This window comes from Nonomuraea sp. NPDC049309 (genome assembly GCF_043196965.1).
Classification (GTDB): Bacteria; Actinomycetota; Actinomycetes; order Streptosporangiales; family Streptosporangiaceae; genus Nonomuraea; species Nonomuraea fastidiosa.
On the sequence record NZ_JBICSH010000004.1, the window covers coordinates 547,951 to 564,428 of the forward strand.

13 protein-coding genes are annotated in these 16,478 nt (G+C 72.8%); 7 read left to right on the plus strand and 6 right to left on the minus strand.

The genetic code is table 11. The features are described from left to right. Window positions 1-12 precede the first annotated feature (12 nt). Entirely contained in the window at window positions 13-2,037 is a 2,025-nt protein-coding gene (locus ACGFIM_RS27605) for an AAA family ATPase (protein ID WP_393205430.1), read from the plus strand. A 41-nt stretch (window positions 2,038-2,078) separates the two neighbouring features. On the opposite strand, the gene ACGFIM_RS27610 is transcribed toward ACGFIM_RS27605, so the two are convergent. Then, window positions 2,079-2,816: an SAM-dependent methyltransferase gene (locus ACGFIM_RS27610; protein WP_393205433.1), complete on the minus strand. Its 738-nt coding sequence runs from the start codon at window positions 2,814-2,816 to the stop codon at window positions 2,079-2,081. A 155-nt stretch (window positions 2,817-2,971) separates the two neighbouring features. On the opposite strand from ACGFIM_RS27610, the gene ACGFIM_RS27615 reads away from it, so the two are divergent. Then, window positions 2,972-4,138 carry a TerC family protein gene (locus ACGFIM_RS27615; RefSeq protein WP_393205436.1) on the plus strand — a complete coding sequence of 389 codons (1,167 nt, stop codon included), beginning with the start codon at window positions 2,972-2,974 and terminating at the stop codon, window positions 4,136-4,138. A gap of 18 nt (window positions 4,139-4,156) precedes the next feature. Here ACGFIM_RS27615 and ACGFIM_RS27620 read toward each other — a convergent pair whose 3' ends face one another. Beyond that, window positions 4,157-5,638 (minus strand): LLM class flavin-dependent oxidoreductase, encoded by a 1,482-nt coding sequence (locus ACGFIM_RS27620; RefSeq protein ID WP_393205438.1) that lies wholly within the window; start codon window positions 5,636-5,638, stop codon window positions 4,157-4,159. A 71-nt stretch (window positions 5,639-5,709) separates the two neighbouring features. On the opposite strand from ACGFIM_RS27620, the gene ACGFIM_RS27625 reads away from it, so the two are divergent. Both ACGFIM_RS27625 and glnII read left to right on the plus strand, forming a co-directional pair. Beyond that, window positions 5,710-6,192, plus strand: coding sequence for a hypothetical protein (locus ACGFIM_RS27625; protein WP_393205441.1), 483 nt, complete (start codon window positions 5,710-5,712; stop codon window positions 6,190-6,192). A gap of 89 nt (window positions 6,193-6,281) precedes the next feature. Further along, on the plus strand, window positions 6,282-7,301 hold the full coding sequence (gene glnII, locus ACGFIM_RS27630; RefSeq protein WP_393205444.1) for a glutamine synthetase: 1,020 nt from the start codon (window positions 6,282-6,284) through the stop codon (window positions 7,299-7,301). Window positions 7,302-7,360: 59 nt separating this feature from the next. On the opposite strand, the gene ACGFIM_RS27635 is transcribed toward glnII, so the two are convergent. The 4 genes from ACGFIM_RS27635 to ACGFIM_RS27650 all read right to left on the minus strand — a co-directional run bounded on the left by ACGFIM_RS27635 (window position 7,361) and on the right by ACGFIM_RS27650 (window position 11,255). Further along, window positions 7,361-8,899 (minus strand): aldehyde dehydrogenase family protein, encoded by a 1,539-nt coding sequence (locus ACGFIM_RS27635; RefSeq protein ID WP_393205447.1) that lies wholly within the window; start codon window positions 8,897-8,899, stop codon window positions 7,361-7,363. 241 nt (window positions 8,900-9,140) lie between these two features. After that, window positions 9,141-10,043, minus strand: coding sequence for an alpha/beta fold hydrolase (locus ACGFIM_RS27640; RefSeq protein WP_393205450.1), 903 nt, complete (start codon window positions 10,041-10,043; stop codon window positions 9,141-9,143). Between the two features lie 74 nt (window positions 10,044-10,117). Next, entirely contained in the window at window positions 10,118-10,387 is a 270-nt protein-coding gene (locus ACGFIM_RS27645; protein WP_393205453.1) for a DUF1876 domain-containing protein, read from the minus strand. 325 nt (window positions 10,388-10,712) lie between these two features. Further along, a complete protein-coding gene (locus ACGFIM_RS27650; RefSeq protein ID WP_393205456.1) occupies window positions 10,713-11,255 on the minus strand; it encodes a cupin domain-containing protein in 543 nt (180 codons plus the stop codon). Between the two features lie 378 nt (window positions 11,256-11,633). Here ACGFIM_RS27650 and ACGFIM_RS27655 point away from each other — a divergent pair, with 378 nt between their 5' ends. From ACGFIM_RS27655 to ACGFIM_RS27665, 3 genes are all read left to right on the plus strand, one after another. Next, the gene (locus ACGFIM_RS27655) at window positions 11,634-13,535 is read left to right on the plus strand and encodes an SWIM zinc finger family protein (protein ID WP_393205459.1); all 1,902 of its coding nucleotides are present in this window, start codon (window positions 11,634-11,636) and stop codon (window positions 13,533-13,535) included. A gap of 68 nt (window positions 13,536-13,603) precedes the next feature. Continuing rightward, window positions 13,604-15,328 (plus strand): DUF5691 domain-containing protein, encoded by a 1,725-nt coding sequence (locus tag ACGFIM_RS27660; protein ID WP_393205462.1) that lies wholly within the window; start codon window positions 13,604-13,606, stop codon window positions 15,326-15,328. After that, the gene (locus ACGFIM_RS27665; RefSeq protein WP_393205465.1) at window positions 15,325-16,389 is read left to right on the plus strand and encodes an AAA family ATPase; all 1,065 of its coding nucleotides are present in this window, start codon (window positions 15,325-15,327) and stop codon (window positions 16,387-16,389) included. The genes ACGFIM_RS27660 and ACGFIM_RS27665 overlap by 4 nt, the downstream gene beginning before the upstream one ends. Window positions 16,390-16,478: the final 89 nt, after the last annotated feature.

Consider the following 16,478-nt stretch of genomic DNA (forward strand, 5'->3'; position numbering starts at 1 on the left):
AGGTAAGCCCTGGTGAAGACGGCACGGGCCGCGCTCGCGCGTGCCAGGCGCGGGTTCCTGCACGCTGCTCGGGGCGGCGTCGAGACGTATCTTCCCGGTGACGTCACGACCCGGTTCCACGACGTGTGGGGACAGGACCACGTCGTCGAGCGCGTACGCGAGGACATCGCCCTCTTCCAACGGCCCGAGGAGATCGAGCGGCGCGGCGGGCGCGCGCCCGGGGGCCTGCTGCTGTGGGGGCCGCCCGGCACCGGCAAGTCGCTGATCGCCGAGGCCGTGGCGGGGGAGACCGGCAGGCCGTACGTGCGGGTGGACTCGGCCGCGCTGACCGGCGTGCTCCAGGTGAGAGCGCTGTTCCGGAGGGTGCGCAGGCTCGCGGCGCGCCATGGCGGCGTCGTCGTCTTCTTCGACGGGGCGGACGCGCTCGGCGGCTCCGGCGTCCTGCGATCCCTCATCACCGAGCTGACCCGGCTCAACAGGCCGGCCCGCCCGCTGCCCGGCCTGCGTCCCGCGGTCCGCGCCTTCGTGATCATGACCGCCGGCCGGCCCGGCGCGCTCGACGAGGCGCTGCTGCGCCACGGCCGTATCGACCGCGTCTACGAGGTCGGCCGTCCGTCCCGGGCCGGGCGCGAGCGCATGATCCAGGGACACCTGGGCAAGGTGGCGCACCAGCTGACCGCCGAGCAGATCGGCAGGCTCGCCGCCGTCACCCCGCACGCCACCGGCGCCGACATCGAGGACCTGGTCAACGAGTCGCTCATCGCCGCCATCAGGGCCGGCAGGGAGGTCATCACCTGGCCCGACGTGCTGCGCGCCAGACGGCTCAAGCGGTTCGGGCCGGTCGGGGAGATCGAACCCGCCGAGCGGCACGCCCTGGCCGTGCACGAGGCCTGCCACGCCGTCGTCGCGTACGTGACCCGCCCCCACCGCGATCTCGACATGGTCACCGTCGAGAGCGGCGCCTGCCACCTGGGTCCGGCCGGCGCGGAGGACGCCCGATGGCGGTCGGAATGCGAGGCGGACATCATGGTCGCCCTCGCCGCGGTGGCCGGCGAGCGCATGCTCTTCGGCGGCGACAGCTCCGCCCGCCTCTCCGCTGACCTGCACGCCGCCGCGTACCTGATGGCCTCCATGGAGTCGCGCTGGGGGATGGGCGCCGGCCTCGCCTCCCTGCCCGCGCTCCAGGAGCTGGAGATCGGGCCCGCGCCCGACGCGCTCGGCGAGCGCGTCGAGGCCGGCCTCGCCCGGCTGCTCGAACGTACCGAGGAGCTGCTGCGCGAGCATCGCCGCGAGGTGCTGTGCCTGGCGCACGCGCTGGAGGCGCACGGGACGCTCGACGGTGACGACGCCGTCGCGGTCATCCGCGCCGAGCGGGGTCCGCTGATCGACGGCACCGGGTACGCCTCCGACGCGTTCTACCAGGCGCTGGAGGCCTACCACCGGGACGCCGTGAAGGCGCACTGGGAGCACCGCCCGATCGGCGGGGACCTGCCGGCGCCGCCCGCACCCGCCCCGCGGCCCGGGGCGCCGCGCGAGCGGCCGCAGTTCGTGCCCTGGGCCGCCGCGTCCCCGCCCCCGCAGCCGTCCGCTCGGCCACATGAGCAGCCGGCGGCTCCCGCGCCGCCGGCGTGGCGGCGGACGGCCGGTCGGGTCTGGACGGTCGTCGCGAGCGCGCTCGTGCTCGTGCTGGTGTCCCTGCTCACCGCGCTGGCCGTCACGAACACGCTGTCCGGTGCCGGCGGCACCGCCGAGGCGGGCGGCGCGACGGGCATCACGATCGTCGGGGCGGGCGGCGACGCGGCGGCCGAGCCCGGCGTCCCGTCGGCGGGGCTGCTGTTCGTGCTGTTCGTGGCGATCGTGGCGGTGATCGTCGGGGCCGGGCTCGCGTACGCGGCGGTCAGGCGCATGCGTACGGCGCAGCTCACCGCGGAACGCGAACGCGACCGGGCGCACGCCCGCGCCCAGTTCCTGGCCGCCACGCTGGACCCGGCCACGGCCATGCGGCTGCTCGGCTACGACGGCACGGGACGTACCTGAACCACCGGCCCCGCCATCAGGCCCCGAACCGTAACGCGAGGTCAGCGCTCGGCGACCACGATCATGCGGCGGCTGTCCATCGTGAGCGGCCCGCCGTCCGCGCCGAAGCCCCGCACGGCCGCGAACCCGGCGTCGAGCAGCCGGTCGCGCAGCTCGGGGAAGGTGAACATGCGCACGGAGTACGGCACGCGCCGGACCCGTCCGTCGCGGACGACCGTCCGCTCGACCACGTTCCTCCCGGCCAGCAGGTCGAGCCGGTGGCGGTCGACGAGCAGGTCGCCGTCGCGCTCGACCACCGTGGCCGCCTGGTAGGTGCGGACGACGGCGGCGTAGTTGTTGAGGTCGAGCGCGAGCCTGCCGCCCGGCCGGAGCGCCGCCGCGGCCTGGGCGAGCACGCGCCGGTCGTCGGCGTCGTCGAAGTAGCCGAACGCGGTGAACCAGCTGAGGACGCGGTCGAAGCGGCCCGTCCACGGCAGCCGCCGCATGTCGCCGTGCACGTAGTCGACGGTGACGCCGAGCTCGCCTGCCGTCGTGCGGGCGCGTTCGAGGAAGACCGGAGAGGAGTCCAGGCCGGTGACGCGGCAGCCGCGCGCGGCGAGCCTGTTCGCGATCCGCCCGTGTCCGCAGGCGAGGTCCAGCACCTCCATGCCGGGCTCCAGGCCGAGCAGCCGCCAGATCAGGTCGGCCTCCGCGTCGGCGCGGGCGTCGAGGTGATCGGCGAAGAAGTAGAGGTAGTCGTCTCCGAAGAGACCTTCGGCGTCGAACACAGGCTCTGCCATGGCGCTCCGTTCTGCCCGTCTTCCGGCTGATCCGTAACTGATCTGTACGGGTCCATGGTGGGATGGCCGCCGCACCGGGTACCACCCTGCCAGGAGTACGCGCACGCGAGCGGTCGCATCCCCCACGACGGCCCGGACAGCCGTGGGGGAGCCCGATGGACGTGTCAGCAGCGGTGTGGTGGCTGACGATCCTGGGGATCGTCGCGCTGCTGGCGTTCGACTTCTTCTTCCACGTCCGCAAGGCGCACGTGCCCACCCTGCGCGAGGCGACCGCCTGGTCCGCCCTGTACGTCGGCATCGCGCTGCTGTTCGGCCTCGGCGTGTGGTGGTTCGGCGGCTCGGAGCCCGGCGCGGAGTACTTCGCCGGTTACGTGACGGAGAAGGCGCTGTCGGTGGACAACCTGTTCGTCTTCCTCGTCATCATGAGCAGCTTCAAGGTGCCGCGCGCCGACCAGCAGAAGGCGCTGCTGTTCGGCATCGTCTTCTCGCTGCTCGCGCGCAGCGCGTTCATCCTGCTGGGGGCCGCGCTGATCAACCTGTTCTCCTGGGTGTTCTACGTGTTCGGCCTCGTGCTGCTGCTCACGGCGGGCAACCTGCTCAAGCCGGAGGGGGAGGAGAGCCACTCACCGGACAACCTCATGGTGCGCACGGCCCGCAGGCTCGTGCGGACGAGCGAGGAGTACGACGGCGACCGGCTGTTCACCACGCGGAACGGGCGGCGCGAGATGACCCCGATGCTCCTCGTCATGATCGCCCTCGGCGGCACCGACATCCTCTTCGCGCTCGACTCCATCCCCGCGATCTTCGGCCTCACCCAGAACGTCTACATCGTCTTCACCGCGACCGCGTTCTCCCTGCTGGGCCTGCGCCAGCTCTACTTCCTCATCGACGGCCTGCTCGACCGCCTCATCTACCTCACCTACGGCCTGGCCGTCATCCTCGGCTTCATCGGCGTCAAGCTGATCCTGCACGCGCTGCACGAGAACAACGTGCCGTTCATCAACGACGGCGAGCCGGTGAAGGTCGTCGAGATCAGCACCGGGCTGTCCCTCTGCGTGATCATCGGCGTGCTGGCGATCACGGTGATCGCCTCGCTGCTCAGCCCCCGCGGGCGCTCCCGCAACACGGTGTCGCGGGTGCGCCGGCACGCTCAGCAGTACCTGGACGTCGAGCGCGACCCGCAGGTACGCGAGGAGATCTACCGGCGGCTGCTCGATGAGGAGGCCCGGCTGCGCGAGCTGCCGGTCAGGGACCTCGACCTCGTCGACGACCGGCTCATCCACCTGGTGCGCCGCGCCCACGAGGAGCACGACAGAGCGTGACCGGCGCCTGAACGGGGCTCAGATGCGGATGCCGAGCCGGGCGATCGGCTCGACCAGTTCCTCCTCCTCGTACGCGAAGTGCGACGACAGCACCTGCACCAGCCGGTCCACCCCGGCCCGCACCTGCTCGATCGCCGCCGGATCCGCCAGCAGCGCCACGCACGCGGCGTCGAGGTCGCCGAGCATCTCGGCGATCACCTCGTGCTCCTGCTCCAGCTTCTTGATCACCGGTGCGAGCGTCGAGTCGCGCTCCAGGATCGCCGGGAACAGCGACTCGTCCTCGATCGTGTGGTGCACGGTCAGCAGCCGGTTGAAGGTGGCGCAGAACGTGCCCAGCGTCCAGTGGTTCTGCCGCACGCTCAGCCGGTTGATCGCCGAGCGCAGCGCGCCCGCGTCCGCCTGGCCCGCGGCCACCTGCTCCACCGCGTCCTGGACCTGCCGCAGCTCCTGCCGGTAGCCGTTGTGGACCTGCACGAGATGCTGACCCATGCGCAGCTGCTCGGGTGTGAGCGCGGCCGGGTCCTGCTTGGGCATGCGCGGGCGGCCGTCCTCGTCGAGGTCGGCCCAGGCGGGCGGGGGAGCGGAGAGCGTGACGGGGGCCTCGGCCGGCTCCTCCGGCTCGCCGCGCTCCTTGGTGACGGCCTCGCGGACGGCCGGCGCCACCTCTTCGGCGAACGTGCGCAGGTCCCGCTCGGCGTCCTCGCCGGGCGCCAGCACGAACCCGGTCATCCCCGTCTCGAAGACCAGCTCCGCGAGCTGCTCCGCCCACAGCGAGGCGGGGCCCTCCAGGAACCCGCGGCCGGGCAGCGGCGAGAACACGCCGCCCACGTTGTAGACCTTGCGGATGCCGGCCGGGTCGCGCCCCGCGTCCTCGGCCGCCGCGTCCAGCACCTTCGCCTGCCTGGCCGCCGCCTCGGGCGGGCTGTGGAAGGACGAGGTGATCCAGCCGTCGCCCATCCGCCCGGCCAGCTCCAGCATCCTGCGCTTCATCGCGCCGATCCAGATGCCGATCGGGTGCGCGGGGAACGGCCCCGGCTTGGCCCCGCGCAGCCGGTGATGCGTGCCCTCGAACGTCACGGGCGCCCCCGGCGTCCACAGCGCCCGCAGCACGGTGACGGCCTCGGCCAGCGCCTCGATCGACTCGCCGGGAGACAGCCGCCGCCCGCCCATCGCGGCGATCGCGTCCCGGAACGCTCCCGCGCCCAGCCCCAGCTCCACCCGGCCGCCGCTGAGCAGGTCGAGCGAGGCGGCCGCGCGAGCCAGCACGGCGGGCGGCCGCAGCGGCACGTTCAGGACGTCGGGGACCAGCCGGATCCGCTCCGTACGCGCCGCCATCACCGACAGCAGCGTCCAGGTGTCCAGGAACCCCTCCTGGTACGGATGATCCTGGACCCCCACCAGGTCCAGGCCGAGCCGGTCGGCCAGCGTCACGTGGCGTAGCAGCCGCGCGCGCCCCTCGGCCTCCGGCGACAGGAACGCGCCGAACCACAGATCGTGCATGTCGAAATCCCCCCGAGACGATGTTCGCACGCCGCCGTGAACCGCTCTCCGCTGCCCTCCGTCTTGAGGGTGTGCTGGGATTTCGCGCGCCGCTCGCCGCCGTCCTGCTCCTGACCTGCGCCGCCTGCGGCGGCGAGGTGGAGTGCACGGCGATCGGCACCCCGGTGGGGGTGGGCGTCACCGTGCGCGCGCCGCTCGCCGCCCGTGCGCAGGAGGCCGAGGTGGAGATCTGCTGGGACGGCTCCTGCCGGCGCGCCCGCATCGAGCTGCTGGCCGGCACGCGGGCGAGCGGCCAGGACTGCTCGGGCGGCACGTGCGCGGCGACGGCCGTGCCGACCGGCGACAAGCACGGCTTCGCCGGTGTCGCCGGGCTGCCCGCGCGGCCGGTGGAGATCCGGCTCACGCTGCGGGGCGAGGGATCGCGGCCGCTGCTCGAAGGTAAGGTGCGGGCCACCCCCAAGGAGCGCTATCCCCATGGTCCCCGGTGCGGCGCGGGTGGCCCTAACACCACTGTTACGGTCGGGGCAGATGGGAACGTGCAGGCGGAATCCTGATTAACACGGCGTTCACACTCGAGCAAAAACCGGGAAACGGCTGTCCGTAAGACTCGGCGTGGCTTGAGAAGAACCCCGAAAGGACCGCCGTGAGCTACAAGGCTGAGTACATCTGGATCGACGGCACCGAGCCGACGGCTCTGCTGCGCTCGAAGACGAAGATCCTGGCTGACGGCGCCGAGCCGCCGGTCTGGGGGTTCGACGGTTCCAGCACCAACCAGGCCGAGGGCCACTCCTCCGACCGCGTGCTGCGTCCCGTGTTCGTCTGCCCCGACCCCATCCGCGGCGGCGACAACAAGCTCGTGCTGTGCGAGGTCGAGGAGATCGACGGCGCGCCGCACACCAGCAACACCCGCGCTCTGCTGCGCCCGATCGCCGAGCAGTACGCCGCCCACGAGCCCTGGTTCGGCATCGAGCAGGAGTACACCTTCTTCAAGGGCAGCCGCCCGCTCGGCTTCCCCGAGGGCGGCTTCCCCGCCCCGCAGGGCCACTACTACTGCGGCGTCGGCGCCGAGGCCGTGTTCGGCCGGGAGATCGTCGAGCTGCACCTCGACCGCTGCCTCGCCGCCGGCCTGAAGATCTCCGGCATCAACGCCGAGGTCATGCCCGGCCAGTGGGAGTTCCAGGTCGGCCCGGCCGGTCCGATCGAGGTCGCCGACCACCTGTGGGTCGCCCGCTACCTGCTCTACCGGACCGCCGAGGAGTTCGGCGTCGAGGCCACCCTCGACCCCAAGCCCGCCCGCGGCGACTGGAACGGCGCCGGCGCGCACACCAACTTCTCCACCAAGGCGATGCGCGAGGGCTACGACGCCATCATCACCGCCTGCGAGGCGCTCGGTGAGGGCGACAAGCCGATGGAGCACGTCTCCCAGTACGGCGCCGACATCGAGCTGCGCCTGACCGGCCACCACGAGACCGCCCCGTGGAACAAGTACTCCTACGGCGTGTCCGACCGCGGCGCCTCCGTGCGCATCCCGTGGCAGGTCGAGGTGGAGAAGAAGGGCTACATCGAGGACCGGCGCCCCAACGCCAACGTCGACCCGTACGTCGTCACCCGCCTGCTGGTGAACACCTGCTGCGCCGCCCTGGAGAAGGCCGGCCAGGTCTGACCCGCGACGCTTTCCCGGCGGGCCCCGCTTCGTGCGAGAGCGGGGCCCGCCGGCGCGTTTCAGTCCAGGCGGAAGTCCAGGTCGGGGACGATGTCGGCGACGTCCATCTGCGCCTTCTGCAGCCGGCCCGAGTGGTCCCAGTTCATCGCCTGCCAGCGGGTGAACTGGTCGAGCACCCACATGCCCGACTGGCGGCTGCCGTTGCCCGACTTGCCGTTGCCGCCGAACGGCAGGTGCGCCTCCGCGCCCGAGGTCGAGTTGTTGACGCTGACCATGCCCGCCGAGATGCCCTCGCGGAAGCGGAAGGCGTTCTTGGCGTCGGTCGTGTAGATCGAGCTCGACAGGCCGTAGCCGGGCAGGTTGGCCAGCTCGATCGCCTCGTCCAGGGTCGAGAACGTCGTCACCCCGACGATCGGGCCGAACGTCTCCTCCATGAACAGCCGGTCACCCGGCCGCACGCCGTCCACCACCACCGGGTGGTAGTAGAGCCCGTCGGCGCCGTCGAAGCCGCCGCGCGGGTTGTCCTTCGTGATGCGGCCCTTCGCGGCCGTCGCCACGCGGTGGTGCGGCTCGATCCAGGTCAGGTACTCCTCGTAGCGGTCGGCGAACTTCTGGTCGAGCAGCGGGCCGGCCAGCACGTCCTCGCGCGGGTCGCCGATGCGGGCGGCGTCCACCGCGCGCACGAACCGCTCGAGGAAGTCGTCGTGGACGCTCTCGTGCACGATCACCGTGCCGAGGCTCGTGCAGCGCTGGCCCGCCGTGCCGAACCCCGAGAACAGCGCTCCCTCCACGGCCAGGTCGAGATCCGCGTCCGGCATGATCACCATCGGGTTCTTACCGCCCAGCTCCAGGCAGGGCGACTGCAGGTGGCGACCGGCCAGCTCGCCGATCTTCCTGCCGACCGCGCTCGAGCCGGTGAAGCCCACCTTCTGCACGCTGCCCGCCTCCAGGGCCAGCTCCAGGCCCCGGAACGTCTCCGCGCCGTCGGCGAACACGATGTTCAGCACGCCGTCGGGCAGCCCCGCCGCCACGAACAGCCGGTACATCGCGTGGGCCGAGGCCGCTGCGTACTCGGCGGGCTTCCACACCACCGCGTTGCCGCACAGCAGCGCCGGCACCAGGTACCACGACGGGACCGCCACGGGGAAGTTGCCCGCCGTCACCACCGCGGCCACGCCGACCGGCGTGCGGAAGGTGAACAGGTTCTTGTCCGGCATCTCCGACGGGACCGTCTGCCCGTACAGCCTGCGGCCCTCGCCCAGGAAGAAGTCGCAGGTGTCGATGATCTCCCTGACCTCGCCGAGCGCCTCACCGTACGGCTTGCCGATCTCCTCGGTCACCAGCGCGGCCAGGCGCTCGGCGTTCGCCTCGACCAGGCGCCCGATCGAGGCGATCACCCGGCCGCGCACCGGCGCCGGCACCTTGGCCCACTCGCGCTGGGCCTCCTTGGCCGTACGGCAGGCGGCGGCGAACGTCTCGGCGTCCGCCAGCCCGACCCGGGCCACGATCTCGCCGGTGCGGGCGGGGTTGACGGAGTCGTACGTGGACGCGGCCTCCGCGTCCTTGCCACCCACGATGGAAACGATCTGACGGCTCACCGCTGCCCTCCTCATAGTTCCTGCGGCTAGACAATCATCTCGCCGCAAAAATCCCAAGGCGGGCCGGGTGGGCGCGCCCTTTTCCGGGGCGTCCCGTTCCCGGGGTGCCTCGTCTTCGGGGTGCCTCGTCTTCGGGGTGCCTCGGCTGAGGCGCGGGCCGCGAGGCGGCCGGGCGCGGCACACCCCGGGGAAGACACGAGACGGCGGGACGCACCCGTGAAGAGCCGCTCCGGCCACGCGGTCATGCGTTCGACAGGATGAGCTCGGCGACGCGGCGCGGCACGCCCTCCGACAGCAGCGAGTGCCCCATCCCCTCGACCGCCTCCAGCCGTGCGCCCGGAATCGCGGCGGCCAGCGCCTCGCCGTGGGGGAGCGGGAGCAGCGGGTCCTCGGTGCCGTGCACGACCAGCGTGGGCGCCGTGATCGTGGCGAGCGGCGCGCGCCTGTCGTCGCTCAGCACCCGCCCGGCCAGGTCGTGGTTGGTCGCGGCCGCCGGGTTGGCCGCCTCGTCGTGGGCGTACTCGGCCAGGCGGCGCGCCGCCTCCTCGTCGAACGGCAGCGCGTCGCCGCTCAGCACCCGCCACGTCTCGACGCCTGCCGCGATGCTCTCCTCGCGGGTGGTGCGCGGGGTCGTCGCCGCGTTCTTGAGGTGGTCGAGGAAGCGCGGGTGGGGTGGCGGCAGCGTGCCCGGATCGGGGTCCTGGCCGCTCAGCGCGCGTGCCCAGATGGGGCCCTGGTCGACGTTCATGGGCGTGCTCATGACGAGGGTCAGCGCCGTGACGCGTTCCGGCCGGTGCACGCCCAGCCACTGCGCCACCGCGCCGCCGAGCGAGGCCCCGGCGATGTGGGCGGCGCCGATGCCGTACGCGTCGAGCACGGCCAGCGCGTCGCCGGCGAGGTCGGCGAGCGCGTACGGGTGCGTGGAGAAGTCGACCCAGTCGGAGCGGCCCGTGTCACGGTGGTCGAACCGGATCACCTGCCGCCCGCCGGACACCAGAACCTCCACCAGCGCGTCCGGCCAGCCGGGGCCGGGGGTCGAGGTGCCCATGACGAGCAGCACGGCGGGATCGGCCGGATCGCCGAATCGCTCGGTCCACAAACGCAGGTTCCCGGAATTGATGAATCGTGCTTCGTCGGCTGCCATGGCCGCGAATATAACCGCTAATTCTGCATTCATCGAATAAATGCAGAATTAGCGCAAATTGTGGTATAATAGATTTACCAAGAGCGGGAGGTCGGGACCGCCGCAATCGACTCGGAGATGTCGCGGTTCGTCATCGCCGCCAGCTGTCCGGCCAGGTCGGACAGCGCCCGCGAGGCCGCCAGCTCGTCCCCGATCCGCGGCACCGCCGGATCCGACGGGTTTCTCCGTGCGTGGCCCCTTCCTTCCACCCGCTGGCCACTGGTGGTGGTCAGCGTCGCGCGAGCCGAGGTGTCGTCGCCGACCTCGTCGAGCGCGATCCGTACGATCCATTCCTTCGTTTCCATGACCAACACCTCCTTCCAGCCGCCTTCCCGTGCGGCCCCCCTTAAACCTGTCCGCGGCCGACACGTCCTTCCGGCCGCTTTCGCGTGCGGCCCCCTTGAACCCTGTCCGTTGCGGGGCGGTGTGGGGTGTTCGTGCGGGGTGGAGCCGGATGGGCCGCATCCGGCGGAAGGTGCGCGCTCGCAACGCCCGCGCCGTCAGCTGGGGCGGCTCGGGGCGTGCCGGCGTGTCAGGCGGACGCGCGAGAGGGTGCGCCGGGTAGCGGTGTGAGGCGTTGACCGGCGGAGACGTCTAGGGCGCAGACGGGCGGAGATGCCTGGCCTGTCGTCAGGCGGAGAAGTCGGCGAAGTCGAAGCCCGGGGAGACGATGCAGCTCACCAGCACCGCTTCATCCCCGGCCGGGCGCGCCGACTGCCAGACCCCGCCCGGCACGGTCGCCTGCGGCACCTGGCCGTTCTCGACATCCGGGCCCAAGCTGACCACGGTGTCACCGATGGTGAGCGCCAGCGGCCCGCCCCGATGCCACAGCCACAGCTCCGCCGAGCGCACCACGTGCGGCACGGACTCCTCGCCGGGGTTCAGCAGGAAGTAGATGGCGGTGGCGCTGGCCCGCTCGCCCGGGTAGCCGTCCGGCCTGAACGTCACCGGCGAGCGCCACGTCTCCCTGAACCAGCCGCCCTCGGGGTGAGGCAGGAGATCGAGAGCCGCGGCGACGGGCGGCCGCTCGACGAAGGCGACGGGGGCGCCGGTCACGTCTCTGCGCAGAAAGCGACCGTCGAGGACGAGCTGACCTTCGAGCTTGCTGGCCAGCGCCTCCGCCTCGTCCGCCACCTCGATGGACGGGCCGTCAGGGTAGATCCGCAACTCCACACGCCGAGTCTAGGACGTACGGCTTCGAATCAGGACAAGACCCGACCGCAGCCTTATCCACTCGCAAGAGCGGCACAGCGCACCAGGGCGGCGCCGGCCGCGACGGCTCCTTCCGCTGCTACTGCCACCGGGCCGGGACAAACGTGGTGGGTCGATGACCGCGCCCTCCAAGCCAAGCCGGAGATCTGAGCCGGTCGGCCGACCACAGCTGAAGGGACGTCGGAAGGGAGCAGTCGAACCGGCGGGATGCCGGGTGTGTCCGGAGACGGTCTTCGGGTGGCGCTCGGCCGGCCGCGATGTCGTCTGGCGGCGAGGAGGCCGATCACGGGGGGAGAACGGGGCCGGGAACTGTCGGTGGGGCTGGCTAGTCTGCGGCAGGTGATCGAACGGTGGAGCCGTGATCAGGTCCTCACCCTCGCCCCCGACGCCTCGTCCCGCAAGGCGGCGCAGGGCGTGGCCGTGCCCGCGAAATGGCCGGTGCGCGGCCACACGGGCATGGTCGTCTACGGCGAGTGCAAGGGCAGCGGCGCCAGGCCCTACCTGGCGTGCGTCGACCTGAGCGCGCCCGCCTACCGCTGTAGCTGCCCGAGCCGGAAGTTCCCGTGCAAGCACGCGCTCGGGCTGCTGCTCCTGTGGTCGGAAGAGGCGGTGCCGGTTCAGGAGGCGGCGCCGCAGTGGGTGACGGAGTGGCTCGACGCCCGCGCCGCCCGCCGCGAAGCCGCCGTCACGAAAGCCGCCGACGGCCAGGCCGCCGCCTCGGATACGGCGGGGATGAGCACCATCGCCTCGGATAGCGCCGAGGGCAGAAGTACCGCCTCTGAAACCCCCGAGTGGAGGCCCGCATGTGCGACTCCCGCAGGGAGGACCGCGTCCGCGACCGCCGAGGGGGAGACCGCCTCCGGGACTCCCACGGGGAAGACCACATCTGCGGGCTCCGAGGGGAGGACCGCTTTTGAGACTCCTGCGGGGAGGACCGGGTTCGGGACCCCCGAGGGGTCTCAGAGGACCGAGACGAGCACCACCGTCGGTTCCACGAGTGCCATGCCGGCAGGGGATGGCGAGGCCCGGAGCGCGTCCCGAGGCGGCTCTGCCGGCAAGGGCGAGGCGGGTTCGAGCGGGCGAGGTGGTTCGCGCGGCTCGGCGGCGGAGTCCGTACGTCATGGGCGGGTCGCCGCCGGGCTGGCCGAGCTGGAGCGGTGGCTGGCCGACCAGGTGCGCCAGGGGCTGGCGGTGGCGGCCGAGCACGACTGGGAGGGCCTGGCCAAGCGGCTGATCGACGCGCAGGCGCCCGGGGTGGCGGGCATGGTGTCGCGGTTGCCGCGCGTACGAGCCGAGGAAGGCTGGCCGGAGCGGCTGCTGGAGGAGTACGCCCTGCTCAACCTGCTCGCCGTCGCCTACCGCCGCAGGGCCGAGCTGCCGCCGGACCTCGCGCGTACGGTGCTCATCCGCGTGGGGTTCCCGGTGACGAAGGAGGAGGTGCTGGCCGGGCCGGTGGTCCGAGACGTGTGGCACGTCCTCGGCCGCCGCGACGAGATGCAGGACCGGCTGACGGCCCGCCGGGTGTGGCTGCGCGGCCGTCACACGGGGCGGGCCGCCCTGATCCTGTCCTTCGCCCCTCAGGGGCAGCCGCTCGACGCATCTCTGGTGACGGGAACGGCGATCGACGCCGACCTGGCGTACTACCCGGGCGCCGCCCCGCTGCGCGCCCTGGTGGCGAAGCGCTACGCCGTGGCAGCACCCCGCCCCGCCACGGGGACGGTCCGTGCGACGGCGCCGGGCCCCGCAGGGACCGGCTCGACGCCCCCCGCACCAGCAGCAGAGGGGGCCGGTGCGGTGCCGCCTGGATCGGCGGGGACAGCTGGTTCGGCGCCGCTCGCACCGACGGCGGCGGGGACCGTGGTCTCGCCCGGGTCGGCGGTGGCGGGGACTGAGTCGGTGTCGTCAGGGTCGGCGGTGGGGGCCGGTTCGGTGTCGTTCGGGCCGACGCTGGCGGAGGCCGGTTCCGTGCCGCCGGGGATGACGGTCGCGGAGGCGCTTGACGAGATCACCAGAGTGCTGGCCGAGGATCCGTGGACCGAGTCCTGGCCGCTCGTGCTCAGGGACGTGATCCCTGACCGGCGCTCCCTCGGCGGCCTCCCGCTCCACCCGCGCTCCATCGAGCCGTGGCGGCTCATCGCCGTCTCCGGCGGACACCCGCTGACCGTGGCCGCCGAGTGGACCCCGGTCGGGCTACGTCCCCTGACCACCTGGGACGAAGAAGGAACAACGGTGATCTTGTGACTGGCCGAGACGACGAATCGCACGGGGGCGCTGTGACTGGGTGGGGCGACGAACCGGACGGCGGTGGCGTGACCGGGTGGGACGACCTGACCTCGACCGCGCTCGTGGGCACGGACCGCCGCCCGTACAGCGGCGACCTGCTGGAAGCGGCGGCCGTGGAGACCGTAAGGCGGCGAGCCGGCGCCCCCACCCCCGGCGCCCCCACTCCCGGCGAGCACGCGCACGCCGGCGAAGGGCTGGGTGACGCTGCCTCCGACGAGCACCTGCGGCCCAGCGGGAAGTCACGCGGCGCCGCGCCCGGAGCGGACCCAGATTCCGAGCACGAGCTGAGCGGCGCCGTGCCCGGAGGAGACACAGACTCCGGCGAAGGGCTGAGCGGCGCCGCGCCCGCCGAAGAACTCGGAGCCTCCGAGGATCGCGGATCCGGGGAGCGGGGGCCTGCCGGTGGCCGGGCTCCGGGGGAGGGGCAGGCAACCGTTGGGCGGCGGGTGCCGGTGGAGGGGCTGGTGACCCTTGGGCAGGGGGCGCCGGGGGAGGAGCGGGTGACCGTTCGGCGGCGGGCGGCGGAGGAAGGGCGGGTGACCGTTGGGCAGGGGGCGCCGGGGGAAGAGCGGGCGGCTGTGGGGCGGCGGGCGGCGGAGCGGTTGCGGCGGATCCTCGACGGCGAGCACGAGCGCCTGCTGCCCGAGTGGCTGGCCGCCGCGGCGGCGACCGGCCGCAGGGTGCCGCCGTACGTGCTGCCCGACCTGCTCGAACGCGGCCGGAGAGACCGCTCGATACGGGTGCACCTCGGCGTGCTGGCCGGGCGGCGGGGCCGCTGGCTGGCCGGGCTCAACCCGGCGTGGGACTACCTGCTGGACGAGCCCACGGGCGAGACGTGGGAGCTGGGCGGCGCCGCCGACCGGCGCGCTCACCTGAGCGCCCTCAGAGCGGCCGACCCGGGCCGGGCGCGGGAGCTGCTGGAGAGCACGTGGGAGCAGGAGGCGCCGGACGACCGGGCGAGGTTCGTGGAGGTGCTGGCCGAGAGGCTGAGCATGGCCGACGAGCCGTTCCTCGAGCGGGCGCTGGACGACCGCCGCAGGGAGGTGCGCCAGGCCGCCGCGAACCTGCTGACCCGCCTGCCGGAGTCGCGCATGTCCCGGCGCATGGCCGAACGGCTGCGCGCCTGCGTCACGATCGGCGGCGACGTCATCGCCGTCGAGGCGCCCGCGTACTGCGACAAGGACATGGAACGCGACGGCATCCGCCAGAAGCCGCCCCGCGGCATCGGCGAGCGCGCGTGGTGGCTGCAGCAGATCATCGCGCGCGCCCCGCTCAGCGCATGGGGCCACCCGCCCGCCCGGCTGCTCGCCATGAAGATCCCCGACTGGGACGCCGACGTGAAGAGCGCGTGGGTGCGCGCGGCGGTGCTGCAGCGGGATCCGGAGTGGGCGCGGGCGATGTTCGGCTGGGACCCGATCGCCGACCTGCTGGTGGCTCTGCCGCCGGAGGAGCAGCAGGAGCTGGCGGCCAGGTTCGTCGCGGAACGCGACCTCGACAGCCAGCTGATCATGGTGCTCGGCGGGGTGTCGTCCCCGTGGGGCGAGGGCCTGGCCACGGCCGTGCTCCGCAAGATCGTGAAAGTGAACGCCACGCAGCCGTGGAACCTCGCCGAGCTGGTCAAGCTGGCCGGCGAGCACATCGACCCGGCCCTGCACGAGCTGGCCGAGGACTTCTCACCGGCCGAACCCGTCCAGAAGGTCGCCGCCCTGCTGCGTTTCCGCGCTGACATGTACAAGGAGCTCACCCGATGACCGTTCTGCGTCCGCACGCGGAAGACCAGTACGCCGAGGAGCTGGCCCTCCTCGCCAAGGACGACGACCGTCCGAGGCCGCCGGGCTGGAAGCTGTCGCCGTGGGCCGTGACCACGTACATCATGGGCGACGGCGACCGCATCACCCCCAAGTACGTGGGCGCGCGCCGCATCGTCGAGGTCGCCGTCGCCACTCTCGCGACCGACCGCGCGCTGCTGCTGCTCGGCGTGCCCGGCACCGCGAAGACCTGGCTGTCCGAGCACCTCGCCGCCGCCATCAGCGGCGACTCGACGCTGCTCGTGCAGGGCACGGCCGGCACCGCGGAGGAGGCCGTCCGGTACGGCTGGAACTACGCGCGGCTGCTGGCCGAAGGCCCGTCGCTCGACGCGCTCACCCCGTCGCCGGTCATGCGGGCCATGGCCGAGGGCCGGGTGGCCAGGATCGAAGAGCTCACCCGCATGCCGTCCGACGTCCAGGACGCGCTGATCACCGTGCTGTCCGAGAAGACGCTGCCCATCCCCGAGCTCGACCGCGAGGTCCAGGCCCAGCGCGGCTTCAACGTCATCGCCACCGCCAACGACCGTGACCGGGGCGTCAACGAGCTGTCGAGCGCGCTGCGCCGCCGCTTCAACACCGTCGTGCTGCCCGTACCCGCCACCGCCGAGGAAGAGGTCGACATCGTCGCCCGCCGCGTCGCCCAGCTCGGCCGCTCGCTCGAACTGCCCGAGACGACGACGGGGCTCGCGGAGATCCGGCGGGTCGTGACCGTGTTCAGGGAGCTGCGCAACGGGGTGACCGAGGACGGCCGCACCACGATCAAGTCGCCGAGCGGCACCCTCTCCACGGCCGAGGCCATCTCCGTGCTGACCAACGGCATCGCGCTGGCCGCTCATTTCGGCGACGGGGTGCTGCGCCCGTCCGACGTGGCCGCCGGGATCGTCGGCGCGGTGGTGCAGGAGCCGGTGTCGGACCGGGTGGTGTGGCGGGAGTACCTGGAGACGGTGGTACGCGAGCGTACGGACTGGCACGACTTCTACCGCGCCTGCCGCGAGGTGTCATGACCACCCCACCCACGCCCTCGTCTTCGGCTCCCGGCACCGGCCCCGCCGTCCCGGGGCTCGGCGACGCCCCGGCAGGTTGCGGTCCGGCC

Coding starts and splice junctions, on each gene's coding strand:
- ACGFIM_RS27610 (WP_393205433.1), bottom strand. CDS start 2,816: ATGGCAGAGCCTGTGTTCGACGCCGAAGGTCTCTTCGGAGACGACTAC.
- ACGFIM_RS27615 (WP_393205436.1), top strand. CDS start 2,972: ATGGACGTGTCAGCAGCGGTGTGGTGGCTGACGATCCTGGGGATCGTC.
- ACGFIM_RS27620 (WP_393205438.1), bottom strand. CDS start 5,638: ATGCACGATCTGTGGTTCGGCGCGTTCCTGTCGCCGGAGGCCGAGGGG.
- ACGFIM_RS27640 (WP_393205450.1), bottom strand. CDS start 10,043: ATGGCAGCCGACGAAGCACGATTCATCAATTCCGGGAACCTGCGTTTG.
- ACGFIM_RS27645 (WP_393205453.1), bottom strand. CDS start 10,387: ATGGAAACGAAGGAATGGATCGTACGGATCGCGCTCGACGAGGTCGGC.
- ACGFIM_RS27665 (WP_393205465.1), top strand. CDS start 15,325: ATGACCGTTCTGCGTCCGCACGCGGAAGACCAGTACGCCGAGGAGCTG.